General features: G+C 44.2%; 16 protein-coding genes. 11 read left to right on the top strand and 5 right to left on the bottom strand.

Annotated features, from left to right (window positions below; translation table 11 throughout):
• Positions 1-114: 114 nt before the first annotated feature.
• The 9 genes from gmd to H6626_10910 all read left to right on the top strand — a co-directional run bounded on the left by gmd (position 115) and on the right by H6626_10910 (position 10,896).
• Positions 115-1,095, top strand: a complete 981-nt coding sequence (gene gmd / locus H6626_10950; GenBank protein USN46721.1) for a GDP-mannose 4,6-dehydratase — start codon at positions 115-117, stop codon at positions 1,093-1,095.
• 16 nt (positions 1,096-1,111) lie between these two features.
• Positions 1,112-2,074: a GDP-mannose 4,6-dehydratase gene (locus H6626_10945; protein ID USN46720.1), complete on the top strand. Its 963-nt coding sequence runs from the start codon at positions 1,112-1,114 to the stop codon at positions 2,072-2,074.
• 133 nt (positions 2,075-2,207) lie between these two features.
• Positions 2,208-3,353, top strand: a complete 1,146-nt coding sequence (locus H6626_10940) for a glycosyltransferase (protein ID USN46719.1) — start codon at positions 2,208-2,210, stop codon at positions 3,351-3,353.
• Positions 3,354-3,370: 17 nt separating this feature from the next.
• Positions 3,371-4,840, top strand: coding sequence for a phosphomannomutase (locus tag H6626_10935; protein USN46718.1), 1,470 nt, complete (start codon positions 3,371-3,373; stop codon positions 4,838-4,840).
• A 193-nt stretch (positions 4,841-5,033) separates the two neighbouring features.
• Positions 5,034-6,446, top strand: coding sequence for a mannose-1-phosphate guanylyltransferase/mannose-6-phosphate isomerase (locus H6626_10930; GenBank protein USN46717.1), 1,413 nt, complete (start codon positions 5,034-5,036; stop codon positions 6,444-6,446).
• Between the two features lie 5 nt (positions 6,447-6,451).
• A complete protein-coding gene (locus H6626_10925; protein USN46716.1) occupies positions 6,452-7,180 on the top strand; it encodes a class I SAM-dependent methyltransferase in 729 nt (242 codons plus the stop codon).
• A complete protein-coding gene (locus H6626_10920) occupies positions 7,161-8,450 on the top strand; it encodes an oligosaccharide flippase family protein (protein USN46715.1) in 1,290 nt (429 codons plus the stop codon). The genes H6626_10925 and H6626_10920 overlap by 20 nt, the downstream gene beginning before the upstream one ends.
• Before the next feature lie 89 nt (positions 8,451-8,539).
• Positions 8,540-9,889, top strand: coding sequence for a hypothetical protein (locus H6626_10915; protein ID USN46714.1), 1,350 nt, complete (start codon positions 8,540-8,542; stop codon positions 9,887-9,889).
• Between the two features lie 83 nt (positions 9,890-9,972).
• Positions 9,973-10,896, top strand: a complete 924-nt coding sequence (locus H6626_10910; protein USN46713.1) for a hypothetical protein — start codon at positions 9,973-9,975, stop codon at positions 10,894-10,896.
• A gap of 674 nt (positions 10,897-11,570) precedes the next feature.
• On the opposite strand, the gene H6626_10905 is transcribed toward H6626_10910, so the two are convergent.
• From H6626_10905 to H6626_10885, 5 genes are all read right to left on the bottom strand, one after another.
• Positions 11,571-12,695, bottom strand: coding sequence for a HAMP domain-containing histidine kinase (locus tag H6626_10905; protein ID USN46712.1), 1,125 nt, complete (start codon positions 12,693-12,695; stop codon positions 11,571-11,573).
• Between the two features lie 187 nt (positions 12,696-12,882).
• Complete coding sequence (locus H6626_10900) at positions 12,883-14,289, bottom strand: hypothetical protein (protein ID USN46711.1); 1,407 nt, start codon at positions 14,287-14,289, stop codon at positions 12,883-12,885.
• Positions 14,271-14,996, bottom strand: a complete 726-nt coding sequence (locus tag H6626_10895) for a hypothetical protein (protein USN46710.1) — start codon at positions 14,994-14,996, stop codon at positions 14,271-14,273. The genes H6626_10900 and H6626_10895 overlap by 19 nt, the downstream gene beginning before the upstream one ends.
• Positions 14,971-15,816, bottom strand: a complete 846-nt coding sequence (locus H6626_10890) for a radical SAM protein (protein ID USN46709.1) — start codon at positions 15,814-15,816, stop codon at positions 14,971-14,973. Before H6626_10890 ends, H6626_10895 begins: the two co-directional genes overlap by 26 nt.
• 14 nt (positions 15,817-15,830) lie before the next feature.
• The gene (locus H6626_10885) at positions 15,831-16,073 is read right to left on the bottom strand and encodes a hypothetical protein (protein ID USN46708.1); all 243 of its coding nucleotides are present in this window, start codon (positions 16,071-16,073) and stop codon (positions 15,831-15,833) included.
• Positions 16,074-16,649: 576 nt separating this feature from the next.
• On the opposite strand from H6626_10885, the gene H6626_10880 reads away from it, so the two are divergent.
• Positions 16,650-17,801 carry a hypothetical protein gene (locus tag H6626_10880; GenBank protein USN46707.1) on the top strand — a complete coding sequence of 384 codons (1,152 nt, stop codon included), beginning with the start codon at positions 16,650-16,652 and terminating at the stop codon, positions 17,799-17,801.
• A gap of 200 nt (positions 17,802-18,001) precedes the next feature.
• Positions 18,002-19,702, top strand: coding sequence for a hypothetical protein (locus H6626_10875; protein USN46706.1), 1,701 nt, complete (start codon positions 18,002-18,004; stop codon positions 19,700-19,702).
• The last annotated feature ends 35 nt before the right edge of the window (positions 19,703-19,737 follow it).

Genomic DNA, 19,737 nt, shown 5'->3' with positions numbered 1-19,737 from the left:
CCGTAAGTTTAGGGTGCCTGGAGTAATGCAAGGCGGCGATACGGGCATTTGAATAGCGGCCGGCATTTCTATATAGTTTGGCGATTTTTAAATACCTGATGACGGAGAACGAAAATGGGAAAACGGGCATTTGTCACCGGCGTAACCGGTCAAGACGGGGCGTACTTATCACAACTGTTGCTGGATAATGGTTACGAAGTGGCAGGATTGGTTCGAAGACAGAGCACCCCTAATCGTGAGCGATTAGATTGGTTAGGCATCACTGACAAGATTAACTATTTTGATGGAGACTTAACTGACCTATCTTCATTGACACGAGCGATTCGTGATTTTCAACCTGATGAGGTTTACAACTTAGCCGCTCAATCATTCGTAGGAACATCTTTTGAGCAACCCGTGTTGACGGCAAACGCAACAGGCCTTGGGGCACTCAATATGCTTGAGGCCATTCGGTTAAACAAATCAAATGCCCGCTACTATCAGGCTTCCACATCTGAAATGTTTGGTATGATCCAAGAAGAAAAGCAGGGTGAAAACACGCCGTTTTACCCGCGCTCTCCATATGGTGTGGCTAAGCTCTATGCTCACTGGATGACCATTAACTACCGTGAAAGTTACGGAATGTTTAACTGCAGCGGGATTTTGTTCAACCATGAATCCCCACTTAGGGGCGTTGAGTTTGTAACCCGCAAGGTCACTGATGCTGCGGCCAGAATTAAACTGGGCCTTCAAGAAAAGCTCTACCTCGGCAATATGGATGCTAAGCGCGACTGGGGCCATGCTCGTGACTATGTTAAAGCAATGTGGCTGATGTTGCAGCAAGATGAGCCAGATGATTATGTGGTGGCAACAGGCCGAACCACGACAGTTCGCGATATGTGCCGAATTGCATTTGACCATCTAGGTCTTAATTATGAAGATTTCGTAGAAATTGATCCTCGCTTTTATCGCCCGTCGGAAGTGGATATTCTTTTGGGTAACCCAGCAAAGGCCAAAGAAAAATTGGGCTGGGAGGCAACAACAACCTTAGAAGAGCTAATCACTGAGATGGTTGATGCTGACATCAAGCGGATAAAGAGCACTAACGTATTGTAATAGAAAGTTTGCCTAAATGAAGGTCATGGTCACTGGTGCTTCTGGTTTTGTGGGCGCACATTTGCTTCATCGCTTGGGTGAGATGCCAGGTGTGAGCGTGGTCGCCATGGCCCATGATGTGGCAGACTCAAAATCTTCGGCCGCCCTTAAGTGGCTCAGTTTAGACATTACAAACAAAGGCCAGGTTCGCTCAGCCGTTTCAGAATATAAACCCAATGTTATTTTTCATTTAGCAGCCCAGTCTCATGTGCCAACTTCATTTGCACATCCCGAGGCCACGTTTCAGGTGAATATTTTTGGCACGCTTAACGTCTTAGAGGCCGTTAAATCAGAGGCTCCTGAATGCACAGTGATCAACGTGGGAAGCGCCGCCATCTACGGAAAAACATTTAAGTCCGGTAAGAGTATCGACGAAGACGGAGCACTTGAGCCCTTAAATCCCTATGGTGTGAGCAAGGCCGCATCAGATTTATTGGCGGGCCAGTATGCGGCGAGCAGCTCAGTTAAGACCATACGCCTTCGGCCACTGAACCATATTGGCCCAGGGCAAAGTGTAGACTTTGTGGTGCCATCTTTTGTGACGCAGCTTCTTGAGATCAAAAAATCAGGGGGCAAAGGCATTTTGAAGGTGGGCGATTTATCTCCAGAACGTGATTTTTTAGATGTCCGGGACGTGGTGGATGCCTATGTAACTATCATGACCAAGCGGGATCAGATTGCCTCAGGTGAAGTGTTTAATATTTGTTCTGGGCAGAGCTTTAAAATCGAAACCGTTTTAAAGACGCTCATTGATTTGATTGGTGTAGATGTTGAAGTCGTTGTTGACCCCGATCGCCTACGGCCGGTGGATATGCCCATAGTCAGTTGTTCAAGCGATAAATTAAGAGAACAACTGCACTGGACACCCCGCTACTCGCTTGAACAAAGTCTTAAAGATATTATCGAGTCTATGGAAGGCCACCGTGGCCAGGGTCAATGACCACATAATTCGTCTGGGGTTCGGTCTTAGTCGTTTCATTAGGCCGGCCTATAATTTTTTACCAAGCTCATTGCGGTCACGAATTTCGGGATTAGTTCGAGAAAGGTCCGTGGCCACGTTAAAGAGCCATGATTTGGCAAAGCTTCAGGACCCCGCTTTGGCTCAAGGGAAAATTGGGGTCAATCTTATTGGTTTTCCTTTTTCGACCTCGGGCCTTGGCAATCTACTTAAAAGGGCCCACCAAGCCATGGCCGCATCGGCCCTGCCCCACGGTGTAGTTGATATACAAAAAACCTCGTTTCAAGCTCAACACGAAAAAGACGCATCACTCCCGATACTTTCTAGTCCCGAATTTAAAGGCAATATTTTTTGTCTCAACGGTGATGGTCTTTTGACCACGCTATCAGGGGTGCCAGAAGATTTTTGGCAGAAGCGATTCAACATTCAATACGCCGCTTGGGAGTTACCAAGTTACCCAATCCCCTGGCGAATAGCAGATCGATTTATCCACGAGTACTGGGCCATATCAGAGTACACGGCAGAGTCTATTCGTCGAACGTCTTCAGTCCCGTGTTTAAATATGGGCATACCTGTAGCTGTGGATATTCAGGGCAAATATGAGAGGTCGACTTTTAATTTGCCGGAGCACTCATTTTTGTTTTTAACGGCCTTTGATATGAATTCGGTGACGTACCGAAAAAACCCGGATGGGGCCATTGCGGCTTTTCAAAAAGCGTTTCCTCAGTCTAAAAAAGACGACGTGGGGCTTGTGGTAAAAGTATCTCGAATTCGAGGGCGAAACGAACAAGATAAAATGTTTCGAAATCTAACGACTCTGGCAAACAAAGACCCGCGCATCAAAATTATCGACCAGGTATTATCTCGCGATCAAATGAATGGTCTCATGAATTTGTGCGATGGATTTTTGTCGTTGCATCGATCAGAAGGATTTGGTCTAGGAATGGCCGAAGCCATGTGTTTAGGTAAAACAGTGGTGGCCACGGGATACTCGGGCAATATGGGTTTTATGCGAGAAGATAATTCTTATTTGGTGCAGTTTAAAGAGGTACCTGTTGTTGAGGGTGGCTATCCCTATTGGCAGGGGCAAACCTGGGCTGAGCCCGATGAAGAGTCTGCAGTGGCAAGTCTGCGGTTGGCCTTTTTGTCAGAAAATAAAGAGATGGGCGAAAGAGCCAAGAAATTTATCGAAGAAGAGTTTAGCATAGAGGCCTTTGCAAAAAAATACCGGCAGCGGTTATCAGATCTAAATATTATTTAAAAGCTGAGGAGAAAATTGTGGCATTAAAGTTTGGCACCAGCGGTGTTCGAGGTTTGGCGGTAGAGCTTACGGACCTTGAAGTGACAAAGTTCGTTCAGTCATTTCTCAAACACGCAGTGGCAGTAATGAACTCTACTGATGGTGAGCAACGTTTGTTTTTAGCCGATGATTACAGAGAGAGTAGCCCTCGAATTACCAAAGCCGTGATCTATGCCGCTCAAAAGTGTGGCTGGAAAGTTGATTACGTGGGGCACCTGCCCACTCCCGCCTTGGCTCTTTGTGGAATCAAAAACAAATCCTGTGCGATCATGGTCACCGGAAGTCATATACCTGCTGATCGAAACGGCCTGAAATTTTACCTTCCCGGAGGAGAAATTCTAAAAGCCGATGAAGAAAGCATTATTAATATTTACGAGGCTAACGATGTGGTGATGGAAGACTTCACTGAGGCCGGCATGCTAAGGGCCGGGCTTGAGGGCCCCTTAAGCCAGGTGTACGAAAATGAAAACCCTGAGGGGTTTAGCCAGTACGTTCATCGATACACAGATTTTTTTGGTGTCGAGAGTTTGGCGGGGCAAAAAGTTATTCTTTATGAGCACTCGGCTGTGGGTCGCAAAGTAATAGGTGAGATTCTGGAAAATCTAGGTGCCACAGTTGTTCGTAAGGGTTTTTCTGATCAGTTTATTCCCGTTGACACGGAGGCGTTGACCGATCTTGAGCGACTTAAGGAATGGATTTTGGCAGAAGGGGCTGATGCACTTGTAAGCACAGACGGTGATTCTGATCGACCATTTGTGTTAGACGAAAAGGGCGATGTTCTGCGTGGTGATGAACTAGGCCCATTGGTGGCTTCAGCACTTGGAATTCAAGCCATTGCTTTACCTGTGAGCTGCAATTCAGCAGTAAGTGAAATGAATCAATTTAAAGAGATCGAGTGGACAAAAATTGGATCGCCATTTGTCATATCAGGTATGGAAGAAATAGCCGCTCGGGGTTTTCAAGGAGCCATTGCCGGATACGAAGCCAATGGGGGCTTTTTATTGGGCACAAAACTAGAGCAAACAGGAAAGATCCTTGAATCCTTGCCCACGCGCGATGCCGTTTTGCCTATTGTTGTAGCGCTAAAGTCCTGTAAAGATCGAGGCCTGACACTCTCGCAACTTCGCAACACATTGCCACAAAGAGCCACCCACAGTGCCTCTATAAAGGGCATTCCCACTGAAATAAGTGAGAAGCTTTCCAATCAAATTTTTTCTAACCCTGAAACATTCTGCGATGAGTTCATGGGATTTGTCGGTTCAAAGCTAGCAAAACTAGATACAACAGACGGGTCAAAGCTGATTTTTAAAAATAGTGAGGTCGTTTTTTTTAGGCCCTCCGGCAACGCCCCAGAGCTAAGATGTTACACCGAAGCTGTAGAGCCCACTCGAGCCAAGGACCTCAGTGAACGGGCGATGATATTTTTAAACGAATATTTAAACTCGTAATTTGGGGCGTAAATACGAACTCGAGGGGATGGGGCCTTGGCACTACCCGCGGTCCGGCGGCGGGCTCTCCCAAAGGGGAGCAAGATTTGACGACGGGCATCAACGATAGAAAGCGCACCGGTACTCCTAATTGTGGGATTTTCGTGTTATCAACCGGCCTTTAGAAATGGACTTAAGCAATAGGGAAGTGAATATGATTCCAGTAATTCTCTCAGGTGGCAGTGGCACACGGTTGTGGCCAGTATCTCGAGCCTCTTACCCCAAACAGTTTTGCGAATTCTACGACCAATCTTTTTTAGAAAACTCAATTGAGCGTCTTAAGCCATTCGGATCACCTCACATCGTAACCGTTTCGTCCATGGAGGCCCTCACTGCCCGAACGCTTAAAGCCATGGGCTTGCCCCAGACAAATGCTATTTATGAACCTATGGGGCAAAACACGGCGCCAGCTGTAGCCCTCATGTGCCATGTTTTAAATATGAACGGCGAAGGCGACGAAGTGGTTGGAATGTTCCCTGCCGATCACCTTATCACCGACCAACGCGCTTTTGGGATCGTATTAAATTTGGGTCATGAAGTGGCTAAACAAGGTGAGATTGTGACCTTGGGCATTGCCCCCAGGTATGCAGCCACGGGCTATGGGTACATCGAAGTAAAAGATGACGTCGTGGCCACGGCAGAGAATCCAAAGGGTGGTGTTTTTTCAGCGCGATTGGTTCGGGGTTTTCATGAAAAGCCAGGACAAAGTCGGGCCGAAGAGTTTCGGTCCTCTGGTCGCCACTACTGGAATGCCGGAATGTTTTTATTTAAGGTGAACGTAATGATCGACTTGTTTAAAAAACATATGCCTGAAATGTGGCAGAGTATTGAGAGGATCGAAAAAGACTTAAGCAACGCTAAGCAAATTTATTCGAACCTTGAAAACATCAGTCTTGATTACGGGATCATGGAAAAACTAGACAAGCAGGTGTGCATCCCATGCGAAATTGGCTGGAGCGATGTGGGTTCGTGGGATGAAATTGCCCGTTTGGCCGATGAAGTGCCATCACTAAAATCAGATGTGAATGCTAAAGTCTTTAACCAAGACGCCTATTCAAACTACGTGTTTTCTGCAAAAAACAAAGTGATTGGCCTGGTGGGTGTTAATAATCTCATAGTGGTCGATACTCCGGATGCGTTGTTGATTTCAAATAAAGGACAAAGCGAAAAGGTCAAAGATTTGGTGGGCAAAATTAAAGAGGTGGGCCATCCTGAAGCTACGGATCACCCTTTTGAAACCCGGCCATGGGGTGGTTTTGAAACCCTTGCAGATAACAAGGACTTTAAGACAAAAAGAATCACCGTAGATCCGGGGGCTCAGCTGTCTTATCAGTCTCACAACAAGCGGGCAGAACATTGGATTGTGATTTCTGGCGAGGCCGAAGTGGTGTTAAATGACGAGGTCATACCTCGCGGGCCGGGGGAGCATATTTATATTCCCGTAAATGCCAAGCACCGTGTTCGAAACAACGGCACGGCGCCCTTGGTTTTTGTTGAAGTTCAAACCGGCAGTTACTTCGGTGAAGATGACATCATTAGGTATGAAGATGACTACAACAGAGCCTAAATCGAATGAGTGATTTTCGAGATCAGTTTTACCGCGATTATGTGGGTTTTAAGTTGTGGGATAGTGACGAGGGTCGCAAGTCGCCAGAGATTTTTGAACTGGAATTTAAAAATCTATTGTCAGGCGGATCAGCCAAGGTTTTAGAAATCGGCTTTGGCACGGGTGAGTTTTTAGATTGGGCCAAAGCTCGCGGTCACAGCGTGTGTGGGATTGAATTAATACCCGAGCTTGTGGACCAAGCCCGTGCGCGAGGGCATGAGGCGTATAAGATTAATATTCAAGAACTACAGCAATCCGAATGGGCCTCAAAAAAGTTTGACCTTATCGTATTGTTCGACGTGCTAGAGCATTTATATGTTGATGAAATTGTCCAGTGTTTAAAGACCTGCAAACAGCTGTTGGCCCCTCGAGGCCAAGTTTTTATTCGAGTGCCTAATGGTTTATCGCCTTTTGGTGTGGCCCAGTTTAATAAAGACATAACCCACGTGACCCTACTGACACCAGAGCGACTCGATCAAGTGGGACGTCTCTGTGGTCTTCGCGTGACAGCTTCGTACAACGCCGCAAGAGTGGTGAAGTCCAGTGGCAAGCCACCATGGCTGAAACGGGCACTGTATGCTTTAAGAGATATTTACGAAATTTTTATGGGAGCGCTGTATTACAGTGGGCGCTTCCCCTTAGATCCAAACCTCGTAGTGATTCTTAAAGAGAGTGATGTCGAAATCAGTAAATAAGAGCATTTTCTATTCACTAGCAGCCCACGGCGCACCGGCGGTGTTGGCCCTCGCGATTATACCTATCTTGGTTCGACAGTATGGGATTGAGCGGTTTGGCCTTCTTACATTGTTTTGGGTTTTTATAAGTTATCTTAATTTTTTAGATCTAGGCATAGCCCGAACGCTCACAAAGACATTGGCTACGGAAGACCAACATATCTCTAGCCCGGCACTGGCGGTTTTAAAGGCTGGGTTGATATTTGTGGTTGCACTAAGTGCTGTAGGTGCATTTACAGTTTTGGGTCTTAAAGGTTTAATGCTCGAAAAATATTTGACCATCAGCCCCAGTCTTTTTGATGAAGCCAGTCAATGTGTCATAGGTATAGCGTTAACAGTGCCAGCGCTTTTACTATTTTCTTATTACAAAAGTATCGTAGAGGGTATGCGCGGGTTCAATGTGGCCAACACCATGCAGTTTTGGGTCAGCAGCGCCAATTATTTAGCACCTTTTGTGGCATTGATCGTGTCAAAACGTTTGGACATAGCCATTTTGGTTTTGTTGGTTTTAAGGTGGAGCCTCGTTGTTTATGGTTTCATTAAGGTGCGCCACTACCTAAAAAAGAATTGGTTTGCCGTAACAGTAGACTCAAAGGCGATAAAAACACTCTACTCAGCCGGAATTTGGTTTTCTTTGATTACTGTTATTAATCCCCTATTGGTTTTTTTAGATCGTTTTTTGGTGGCTTCTTTTGTGCCAATGGATCAAATGGCATTTTATACGGCACCATTTGAAGTGGTCACCCGATTTTGGATCATTCCCATGGCGGTGACAAGAATACTGTTTCCTGTGTTCTCGTCGTATGGGGGCGAGTGGTCCCCCAAGGTCAAAAGGCATTTTCTATCTGGACTACTGTGGATAGCAATGGCTCTGTTGCCACTGGTAGCTATACTGTTTGTGTGGGGAGAAGAAATTTTTAGACTCTGGCTCGGAAAAGAGTTCGAGGGTCAAAGTGTTTTAATAATGAAGATCCTATTGGTAGGAATAGTTTTTAATTGTTTCAACTGGGTCTCGTTCACATTTATCCAATCATCAAAACACATAAAATGGACCGTACTGATCCCCATATTAGAACTAATTTTATTCGTCGCCATGTTCTACCCCCTAGTAAACGCCTTTGGCGTAGAAGGCGCCGCCATAGCCTGGTCGGGCCGCCTAGTGATCGACGCAATAATCTTTGGCCTTTTGGTGGTGGTGATAACAAAATCGCACGGAAAGGCCGACCAATAATGATCGAAAATCTAAGGGTTGCGTATCCATATTTTACATCAATAACCGCATTTGATCCCCAGAATATACAAACAAATGCCGAAGCGAACTTGGCTAGAAATCTATATAGTCGCCTTATCGAATTCGACGCAGAAGGAAACGTTCAGCCAAGTCTGGCATCAAGCGTGTTTGTTGACGGTGGGGTTATTACTCTAAGTATTCGAAACCATTTGCACACAGTCGATGGGTTGAGAATTTCGGCAGAAGATGTCGTAAATACACTTATGATGATTGTCAAAAAAGACTCGACGACTCACGGAAGCCTTAAGGAGCTGCTGGGTATTACACGAAATGACGACTTAAGTACGTTTATTTGGTCAAAGGGCGATAACGTATTTATGCGGCCTTTGGAACCAAGCAACGTAGTGTTCATCGTGCCACTCCTGGCAAGTACTGATTATTCGATTTTGCCAAAAAAGTCGCTTGTCCAATTAAGTGACAGCAAAATTGCTGATTTTAGAAATACGTCCGGCATTTACTTTGTTGAGCGAGATTCATCAGACGGCAAGTTGGTTCTCAGAATTAACCCCAATCACTTCGATTATTCTGTCTCAGCACCCCAAAGTATCGAACTGGTGCCGGCTTATCGCAACAAAGCGCTAGACTTGTTTGTCGCCGGTGAAGTCGATTTTATTACAACTATAAATAGCAGCAGCACGAGCGAGATATCAGAAATACAAAAAAAAATACCTGGAGCCCGTACCCGGGAAACTTTGGGTATTAGGCTGTTGTCGCTGAGAACCACTGAGATCGCACGAGCCAGGCATACCCCAGAGCAGCTTCTATATGCAGGCGAAAAAATTCGTCAGGCCCTTTTAGAAGCTGATACATCAATAAGAGCAGAAGAAATAACAGATCAATTGTTTCCCAGCCTTGGCGAAGGCCATCTGTCGGATGATATGTTGAAAAAGCTCAGGAAGCGAAAGCAGGAGGTTTTGGCGGATCAGAATAATGCACCGAAAAAACCATATGTTGTCGCAGTGGGTGTTTCTGAGCTAGCGAAGTACAAATCGATGTATTCAAGTCTGCCATTTGTGGAGGTAAAGGCGTATGAAAAAGCCCCGTGGGTTTTGCCGCCAGAAGATCAGCCAGATGGTTATCTAATCGATGCTGACTCCTCGTTTTTCGAAAGCTATTCGCTATTGAGCTATAATTTTGCAAGAGGTTATTTTGGTTCACCAGACGAAGGCCGAAGCTGGCTACGTAATTATGTGTCCACAGGGGATAAACAGAGGCGTATTAAAGCCCTCCAAGAATTACATCTGTCTATATTGCAAAACGGACTGATCGTGCCCGTAGTTTTCGCTAAGTATCACATCGTAATACGCAGTCCATTTGATTTTGAAATCTCAAAGTTTTATGCGGGTACTAAGTTGTGGAAAATTCATCGCCAACAATAGTTGGTATGTATTTTGCTCATATATAAGCCACTGAAGAATAAAACTCGGTATTTTCGAACCAGACTTTCCTAGGAGCTAAGACTATGAGTGACCGCACTGAACCAGGTAATTTTCCTGTCAAAGGCTCGAATACCTCGTCTAATAGAATGGATACAGCAGCGTTTTATCCCCTTGAGGCGCCCATTGTCTATAGGACAACTCACGCTACCGCCGAAGTTGATGGAGCTGCAGGCTCGCCTTTAACTTTTGCCATAAATGCACTCATGATGGGTCGATTTCAGTACGCAATAGAAAATTTAGGGTTAAATCTGAACGAAATTTTTGCAGACAACCTCGGATTTTACGTTACTAACTTGTCAATTGAGAACACGAACGGGTCCATAGATTTAAAACGAACAAGTCAAATAACTATTGAGTCCTACATCGCTGGCGTAAACGAAACCGAAAAACTGGGGACTCGATTTTTAACAAAATTTAAAATTTTTGGCGATGAGGATAAGCCCTTCTTTGATGGATGTATGCGATTTGTCGCGGTCGATATCCGAAATTCACGACCGGTTATAATGCCACCAAAATATTGGTCGGGATTTTCTAGCCACATTAATGCGAATAACCTCTCGTCCATTATTGCAGCAACCGAGTTTGAAGGCCAGAAGGCAAAAACAGTTCAGTCAAAACCCCCTACAGAGATATTTTCGTACGCCAGCAAGGTTAAAAATTCAGAGTTGGATTTGTTTAAACATGTAAGTTCTGGATTTTATGCAGCTTATGTGACGGAGGGCCTAGAGCGTGCGGCCTGGTCTAGTTCGGCAAAGGCAATCCGTGAGTTTTCAATCAACTATCGCCGCTCTCTAAGAGCCGACGATCCCTACGAGGTGCGACTAGAGCGATCGATTGGTGAAGTTAAATTTTCTATCGTAGATCCTTCCAGAGTCAATTCGATATACGCAAGTGGATTGGTTTTGAATTATAATAATACGTCTTCAAAATACACCGATAGAAGTTGAATAGATAATGGCACGGCACACCGCAAATCAAACAGGCCGCAACCTAACCCTTAAAATGCCGATGAAGATCTTGTGGTACAGAGGCAAGCTCAGCCATTTTTTGAAACTCCTGTTGCGTTGGAATATAAAAAACCGCATCACTGCTTACGAAAACTTTTCCATCCTTGCGAAACAAACAGGCACGAGCTCGAATAAAATCTTTACTCTTATATACGACCTCGCCTTTGCCGGTGACTTCGCTGCCAGCAGGTAAGGGCTTGTGCCAACTAAAAGTGCCTTTGTCGGTACAATATTCAAATCTGGTAACTGCCAGAATCTACTGGGTCCAGCGGCCATTAAACTTGCCCTAGAAATAATCGTTGAAGCGACAGAGGATCTTACCAATTGAATTCGGGTCGAACTCCTCACGCCGGCAAATCGACAGGCAAAGGCTTCTCAGCAACCTGAGATTCTTTTTTTAACTCGGCGGCCTATCTATCAATTTCTAAAACGACTTCAGTCGCTATGGCCGGCGGTTGGCCCAAGATTTGACGTATGGTGTGAAAAGCAAAATCCACGTAAAAAAAGGGGAGAAGCCCCTAGCTACGTACCGATTCAAACCCTAGGTAGTCATAAGTTGGAAAACGATCTCAATGGAAAAGCCTGAAAGCCATATTAACATTCAAAATTTAGAACTAAAAAACCAACAAAAGTCCAGCGCCCACAGCTGGATTTAGTATTTCCAATTTTCCGTCGTGCTTTTTTGCAAAATCGAAAGCGCTGATTAGACCAAGCCCGTTCCCATTAGATTTTCCCATCGTGACTGGCCTCGATCCATTAGTTAAACGAATTTCATCGGGAATCCCGGGCCCGTTATCCTCAATTTTCAATTCGACACGGTTATCACGTGTTTTTAATGACATCCACACGCGGGGACTAACACACTCTTCCGTTGCTTCAATAGAATTTTGAAGAAGATTCGATAACGCCCTTTCGAATTCACTTGGAATTATTTTTTTTGTTTGAGAAAGTCCAGAGGCAACATTTTCTACAGAAAAATCAATATTGAGGTTGGGGTAAGCTGCTGTTTTTTCATTTATGATTTTCTGTATTGAAGCTACAATCATAGAGAGGTCAGCCACCACGGACGCTGCCGTTTCAATGCTGCTTCTGCTCTTGTCTAGAATATCGTTACTAATTTCATTAATTCTGGATGAAGCTTCTATTAAAAGTTCTCTGCCCTTAAAGTTTTCAGGCAAGCTTTGACCAACGACATTGATTGCGGATAGGGGGCTTCGGATATCATGAGCCAGTCTTCGAGCAATCTGAGCCTGAGTCTTACTTTCGGCAATCTTGGTTTCCAACCGTATGATTTCGAGAAGCTTCTTTAAAAACTTAATTTTTGTGTCATTGACTATTGATCCATTTTTTTCGAGGCCCCTTATTTCCGCGATCAATAGATTTGTCTTGGGTGATTCCGGGCAGAAGTGATCTAGTTTTTTGTTGAACCAGTCATTGAAACGTATGAGTGAAAAAAGAGGCATTGCCTGAAGTGAGAACGAGAAAAAAATGAAAATTATAAATAATAGCAAATAAGTCAGCGAGTATTTACTCAACAAAAGTCCGTGAAAATTTTGTGTAGACACAGCAGCGTGTATAGTGGCTAATTCTAAACCATTGAAAAAAACACGGTGTTCGGACACAATGTGTCCGAAGGGGTCGGGAACTTCTCTCCCTATGGTAAAACTAGTTGTTCCCATTTGCTCAAAAGGCAATGTGATTTCTAGTTTATCAAAACTATCTAAATTTACCTTAAACAAAAGCGATTTGAGGTGTTGAAGGTTTTGTGTGAATAAGGCCTCGTCAAAATCTGCGGCCAGTTTTTGAATATTGTTTCTTAATAAGCTTTTTGCGTGTAAGGTCTCGACTTTGAAAAGGGCTAAGTGATAAATACTTACTAGCAAAGTAGCGATCAACCCCGACATAAAAAGTGGTTTGTAAAAGTGCTTAATCATTCGTTTTCTCGATTCTCGAAATTTCAGGAAAATCTAAAAAATCATCGCCAATCATCAATCCAGTAATGTTTTTTGGATAAAAAATTTCTTTTGTGACTTGGTAAAGAGGTAAAATTAAACTCTCGTCTAATAGCTTATGTTCTAATATTTTTGCCAATGATGTTGAACTTTGCCCAGACCGTTCCAACGCTAATAGTTTTTCGTATGTAGACAGCACCCCAGGAACTTTTTGATTTGTAATCAGCTTTCGAGGATCAATAAATGCTTCAAAAAACGGGGAATGAAGTTTTCTTTTTGTATCAATTTTAATAGGTATCAGATCGTAACCACTTTGGTTTTGGTATATTAGTTCATTGAGTTTGTTGAAAGGCAAAAAGTCCACCTCAATGCGGATCCCTGTCTTTTCACTTAGATGTTTAACAATACTTACAATGCGGCTCTCATGGTCGCCGTGCCACAGAACGAAGCGCAGAGGTTTCTGTTTGATTTTAGTTTTCGAACACTTTCGGGCAATCAAGCCCAATTGTGCCCCAGGTATTCCAAGGGGAAAAATGGACTTGATGTTTACAAATGCCTTGGTCTCAGGATTCATGGCATTGCGAAATTCTTCAATGGGAAAACAATCAAAGATTATCCGACGGGCCTCTTTGTCATCAATATTTAACACTATGGCAGAAATTTTTAGCTGCTGAGTATTGAATCTATTAAACCTCGATAAATCAAATCGCTTCACCCAGCCAGAGGGCGCGAGGTTAAAATCGTCAATTCTATCGATAAATGAATCGACTGTTCTGCTATTAGAATTAACAAAATTAATTCTTTTTATGCCAGAGCTAGTTGGCCCCTTTTTTGTCAAAACGACAATTTCATCTGTCATACTTTGAATAGTGAATGGTCCCAGGCCGTTTTCCCAGTTTTGGCCACCGGGAAATGATGGCATATGCTCTCTTTGTGATAGTAGGGTAAATATATTCCTCATTGAGTGGGAAAAAGTGAGCTTCAAGCAGTTTTTGTTATTTCTTTCTATAAAAGGTTTTAGATGTTCCATCTTGAAAAAATGATTTAGAAAAAGTTCTAATTTATTCACATCAAAATAAGAATCTTCGGCAAGTGTCTTTGGTTCATATATACAAAATTGAAAGTGTTTATAGTTTAAGTCTCTAGACCATTTGTCTAGAATTTGCGACTCGTATCCTTTTTCACTATTATACTCAAAAATTGGCTTGTGAGTTTGTTTCAGAATATAGGAGGTAAGAAGGCTGTGCTTAAAATCTGGGCTCACTCTAGTCGGTACTCCGGGGGTCAAAACATTCCACTCTTGGAGGGGCCTATTTTTGGCGCCGCAGCCGACAGAAACCGAAAGAATTAAAGCTTTGATAACTACTTTAAAAAGAGCCATTTTATTGAGAATCCCAATCTTTCGAATAGTGCGATTGACGACGCATTACTAAGGTGGACAGAGGCTACGATCGATTCGCGATCTTGATTCCCCAGAGCTGTTGACAAAAAAGTATCAGTAAGTTGTTTGTTGGGCTCCGATGGGTTGGACCAAATCCACGAAACTAGAGTTCGCGGATCGTTTTCTAAAACAAAGGGGCGCAATATTGCAAATCTTAGCAAAACACGACCTTTTTCGATTTTATAGCAATCGCCTTGTTCTACAGCAGCCAACAATGTTTTTTCATAGGTAGAGAGTTGCTCTTCATTCATGAATTCAGAATTTCTATGCGAAGATTGGCGTAGGGTGTATCGAGTTAATTGTTTTGCCTCCTCGGTGCCTATTTTTTTAATTTCTTGCCCGTCCGGTAAAGGATAGTTCGGCAAGTCTGCTTTTTTTAATTCCATGCCAACTTTTTCGATTTGAAATTTGTCGTTGTTCTGGTTTAAGTATATTACGTCCTTTGTTCTTATGTCAGTAGCGGGTACAAGTGATTTTCCCCTCTGTTTTTCGGCTGCAATGAGCGTTTTCAATTCTAAAAGTGCTTCCATGTGGTAGTCTCCATTGCGGTCATAGGTTCGCAATTTATTTTTGCAGCTAGCGCCAGCAGGTAAAGTTATAAAAAGAATCGCATAAAAATATCTATTTAGTTTTATAAATATATTCACAAATGCCACACTCCAGAGAGTTACCAGGGACGTTGTCGTAATTTTCGATATTAAATTTACGTATTAGTTCGCCGAAGGTTTTAGATGACTGATCTTTGTAAAATTCACTGTTCAGATGCTCCTCGAGAGTGTTGTGTGTGTAATCGTTATCCTTGTGGTTAAAAACTAAAGACGAGCAACACGTAGAAAATCCATTCCCCGGAAGAAACGAAATTCGCCCCTCAGATGGACATTTTTTGCTTAGGATCTCGGTATCAAAAGAAAAGTATTTGAAAGCCAAATTATTGTCTAGCGCTCTGCCTGATTTAATTACTTTTTGAAATTGAATAGGCAGATCAATGTCATTCATTATTTGTTTTGCTTCAGCTATTTGCTTCATGTCTGAAATAGACATTGAAACATTGAGGCCGATTGCTTTGCCCAGGCAGTAATTTTTAATATTTACCAAGCTATTCACTGAGGTTTTTGTGCGATGAAATTTGTCGTAGGAAACGGTAACATCAGAAACTTTAAGCAACGACTCAAAAAACACTTTAGTTTTCTCTTCATCGGCCGCCCAACTTCCATTTGTCACAATAGATACTCTTGTGTTATGAAGATCATGAATTTTACCTAAAATTGCATTTATTTTGTCAATATAGAGAGAGGGTTCTCCTCCAGAAAACAAGATGTGTTTGGGCCGATGCTTATTAATTGTTGCAGATAGCATTTCAATTTCTTTGTCAGAAATGTCTGGAGCCGAGGGCTTTAGCCCAGAATTATTAGCGCAATGGCTACAAAAAAAATTACACTTGTAGCCCAGCACTATATTGAGATGCATGTGCCTTGACTTGACTATTTCACAGTCCACTCGACTGGCCCGGCAAAGTGCCTTATATTGTCTGATTTAATGACTTCAACCATTTCTTGAATTTCAGCAGGCGTAAGGGTGTCAGCGTACTGTTTGGCGTTGGGTTGATCATAAATTTTATTACTAACCAAAAGTTCAATTAGAGTGATTTTTGTTTTGTGGCCAGCTATGGAAGACAGCCCAAATGTGCCAAAAATTGCCAAAATCCAAAGTAATATTTTTTTCATGATATCGCTCCTAACTTAGGTGTTGTCGACATGTTGCAAGTTGGGTGCCCAGAAGGCAGGGAAAATAGGCCAGTACAAGTTCGAATTACGCGTGAGTATAAGTAATATTTGAATTTCTTTCCGAGTAGTGACGAAAACCTAATCGAAATGAAATAGGCGTGTCCAGAATATTGGTCCGCGATTTCGGACTGTAGATCCGCCTCTGGTGGGGGCTTAATAAGATTAAATGAACGGGGTTCATGTCAGATTGGGACAAGCTTTAAGTCTGCTTGGCCGTCGGCCGGCCATTTTCGGCTGGTTAAAGTGTCACAATTTAGACAGCCGGAAAGGCTGAAAAACCGTAGGCGATGGCCCCTAGTCCAGCGCCCAGACGGGAGTCTAGCGGGAGTGTTGCGATTTGAACCACTCCCTGCAAATATTTTCGACAATTTTACGAATATACATGGCGCCCTTGGCCATATGCAGTTCTGCTGAAATTACGGGGGGTTACAGCCCTGTTGCCTATGGCACGAAACTAGCTATATATAACTACAAATTGTTTAGAAGACGGCAGAAAACCCAACAAGGATTCAAGCCATGAAACGCAATATCGGATCACAAAAACTAAACCTCCTCACACTGCTACTTTTAGCCCTCATGGGCCTACCGGCTGAAGCCCGACTCAGCGACAAATGCTTAAAATACGGCGACTGCGTAGTGGACCCCAACATGTCCTACGACGAAAGCGATTTCGTAAAAATGGGCGGAGAAGACACCGAAGCCGCCATCGGCTTTTGCTCAAGCGGTGCCTGCGGCAACCGCCCCCCACACGAAGAAATGAAAGATTGGCAGTTTATTAAGAGCCATTATTACGGGAAAGAAAGCGAAGTTCTAAAAGATGTACCCAGAGATCTAAAATGGGTGCGGCAACGGGTTTTTGTGGTCGGCAAAAAGTTGAATAACGGGAAGTTGAAAAATTATGGGATCGCGACGTTAGCTACGGCGAAATTGCAACAGTATGAAACCAGAGATTCTGAGGTTTTTGTGACAAATGCCCACGTGCTTTATGATGAAAACTGCAATTTATACCCGAGGCATGAGCGGACGATTTATGACTTCGAGGGCAATTATGCTGGAGTGCTAGAGCCGTTTTCTGAAGGTACTACGTGTCCGACACAACTTGGACTCGGGCAGTCGGATTGGGCGGTTGCCATCGTAAAAGGGCGTAAACAGATAACTGGTGATGAATTAGTTGGAAAAGGGGTTCTGGCAGAAGAGAAAATTAAAAGGTTGTATCGTGAAGGTTTGGTTGAATTTACTCTCCCAGTTTTTGATCGGGATAATCAATCAATAAAAATAAATGCCAAAAACTGCCAGCCGTTCGCCGCCGAAAAGGGTATGACATGGGACGGAGTCACAAAACACAACTGTCCTGCTAAAGCGGGAGATTCGGGTGCGCCTATGGTAGGTTGTTTTAAACCTCAGTCCGGCTATGATGGATGCTTTCTCATGTATTTGCATAATGCCGATCAAAATTCTCAGTATTCAGGCTCAAAAGGCAAGCACGATAAAGAAAAAGTCATGAGATATGCCCCATACAAACCAGGGTACAACGAGAACTATGCCGTGCCCTTGGATGGGCAAAAAGCCAATTCAGAAGTGGCCTTAAAGGATGAGATTGATCGAGCCAGTGAAATCGAAAGTTATGCCCATTTCCTGCGAGGTAAAGACCTTGCATCGGCAAAGTAACAATAAGCAAATAGTTGTCATAATGTTGCCGATATGTCTAAATGTTATCCGCTGGTGCAGGGTAAGCAGCTGAAATCTCATCAGATTTGTTACCGTTGCCGTTTCCGAAGTGAGTTTTTCAATTACGTACTAAAGTGATACTGGCAATTGGTCGATAATTAGAGAAGCAGTGACACATTTTCCGAAATGGGGAGGGTTATATGCGTCATCTTCGGCCAATGTTCGGCATTCTTTCGTGGTTAGGATGCATGGGTGTATTTTTTGCTTCATTACCGGGGTTAGCGGGGGACGGATTCGATTCTGGCTTCTCTAACACTAGCCAACAATACACAGAAACTGAATATGATCGAGCTCCAGCCAGTGATACTAGTCAGTCGCAGACTTATGGTGGTAGTTATAATAGCGGCATGGAAGACTACTGGCATTTAGGTATTGGCAGCGATAGTAACGATCAAGGCGGCAGTAATCCATTTACCAGCATTAAGAACGCATTAGGTTTTGGTAGCGACGCTAGTACTACTAGTAGCGGTCAAGGAAGTGGGTGTTCAGGCAACACGCCTTATTCATTCAAGGACAAGGTCGGCGAGTATTGTTTGTCGGACTATTCCATGCGGAAGTGGCAATTCTGCAAAAGTAAAATGGGAGAAGATCAAATTTTTGTGACCGATAATGGCGGCGAAGGCACTGTAGACTGTGGGTTGGAGTTTACTGATAACGGCAGGGGTGCCAATAGGGTCGGTGACGACGGCGAAGGCAACGGATCATCTGAAACCGCCGGTCAATGTGCTACAGCCTTCAACGAAGCCAAAGACTGTTGCACCAACCCCACTCTTTGCCTAGGTAAGCACTTTGGCATGGACGACAGTGCAGCGGCGAGCAAGTTAAATTCATTATTAGGTGTGGGTACCGCGATGTATGGTGCTAGCGGAGGCCTTAATAATGCGTGTGACCGCATGTCTCAAGCCTCGGCTTTTACTGCAGCAGTTAATGCGGCCACTGGTGGATACTGTGTGAAGTTACGAAACGACTGCGTACAGACATGCAACGACCAGCAGTTTGACGGAGATGAGGCAGCGCAAGAGAGGGCTCGCAAGCAAGCCGTGGCCAAGTGTGAACAGCTTGATAACTTCATTGAAAAAGCCGCCGTCTTCGGCATTCACGCCCTCACAGCCTACGCGCAATCCAACCAATGTAGCGATGCCAGTGCCAGCGTAGCGGGCCTTGGCAGCACCGGTTCCGTTGATTACGGTAAACCCGATTGTAATGATCCTGCTCAGGCATCAAATCCGCTTTGTCGTAACTGTTCTGGCCCGAATGCGGCCAAAGATCCCGCCTGTGCAGGGATATTACCATCACAAGGGTCTTTGAATGCTCGCAGTGGAGTTGAAGATAAAGACGGCCTTGGTGATGGTTTAAATGGTTTTGATAGTGATTTGTTCACGCAAGGCGTGCCTGGTGGCGGGCCCGGAGCTAAGGGTAACAAAGCAGTAGCTGGTGAAGCTTCTGGTGGCGGTCTGCCCGGTGGTGGCGGTGCTGCCGGCGGTGGTGCGGGCACAGAGGGCCAAGGTGGCGGTGCTGGTAGTCCTAAAGTGGATGGCAATGTTCGTTACTCTAGTGGTGGTGGCGGAAGTTTTGCTGGAGGCTCGGGGTATGTTTCAAGTTCTGGCCAAAACGGTGGACGAGGTGGTTCGGGTAAAATGTTAGGCAACCCCTTTAATTTAAGTAAATATCTGCCCGGTCAAAAGGGTAAAAAATTAGATCCACGATTAGGCGCCAGAGGGCTTGCCGGTATGGCTGGTGGCGGTATTGGTAAGGTTACAGGCAATATTTGGTTAAGCGTTTCAAAAAGCTATAAGAGCTTGTGTGCGCGCAATCAAATTTATGATTGTAAGGGTCAATAACAAAAAGAGAATAAGTTCAACGTAAAGGGCAACTC

This window comes from Pseudobdellovibrionaceae bacterium, from assembly GCA_023898385.1.
Taxonomy (GTDB): Bacteria; Bdellovibrionota; Bdellovibrionia; order Bdellovibrionales; family UBA1609.
This window is presented reverse-complemented; position numbering and strand designations above follow the sequence as displayed.

Bases quoted from the DNA above. Each gene is read 5' to 3' on its own strand.
- gmd (USN46721.1), top strand. From the start codon at position 115: ATGGGAAAACGGGCATTTGTCACCGGCGTAACCGGTCAAGACGGGGCG.
- H6626_10945 (USN46720.1), top strand. From the start codon at position 1,112: ATGAAGGTCATGGTCACTGGTGCTTCTGGTTTTGTGGGCGCACATTTG.
- H6626_10930 (USN46717.1), top strand. From the start codon at position 5,034: ATGATTCCAGTAATTCTCTCAGGTGGCAGTGGCACACGGTTGTGGCCA.
- H6626_10925 (USN46716.1), top strand. From the start codon at position 6,452: ATGAGTGATTTTCGAGATCAGTTTTACCGCGATTATGTGGGTTTTAAG.
- H6626_10920 (USN46715.1), top strand. From the start codon at position 7,161: ATGTCGAAATCAGTAAATAAGAGCATTTTCTATTCACTAGCAGCCCAC.
- H6626_10910 (USN46713.1), top strand. From the start codon at position 9,973: ATGAGTGACCGCACTGAACCAGGTAATTTTCCTGTCAAAGGCTCGAAT.
- H6626_10900 (USN46711.1), bottom strand. From the start codon at position 14,289: ATGGCTCTTTTTAAAGTAGTTATCAAAGCTTTAATTCTTTCGGTTTCT.
- H6626_10890 (USN46709.1), bottom strand. From the start codon at position 15,816: ATGCATCTCAATATAGTGCTGGGCTACAAGTGTAATTTTTTTTGTAGC.
- H6626_10885 (USN46708.1), bottom strand. From the start codon at position 16,073: ATGAAAAAAATATTACTTTGGATTTTGGCAATTTTTGGCACATTTGGG.
- H6626_10880 (USN46707.1), top strand. From the start codon at position 16,650: ATGAAACGCAATATCGGATCACAAAAACTAAACCTCCTCACACTGCTA.
- H6626_10875 (USN46706.1), top strand. From the start codon at position 18,002: ATGCGTCATCTTCGGCCAATGTTCGGCATTCTTTCGTGGTTAGGATGC.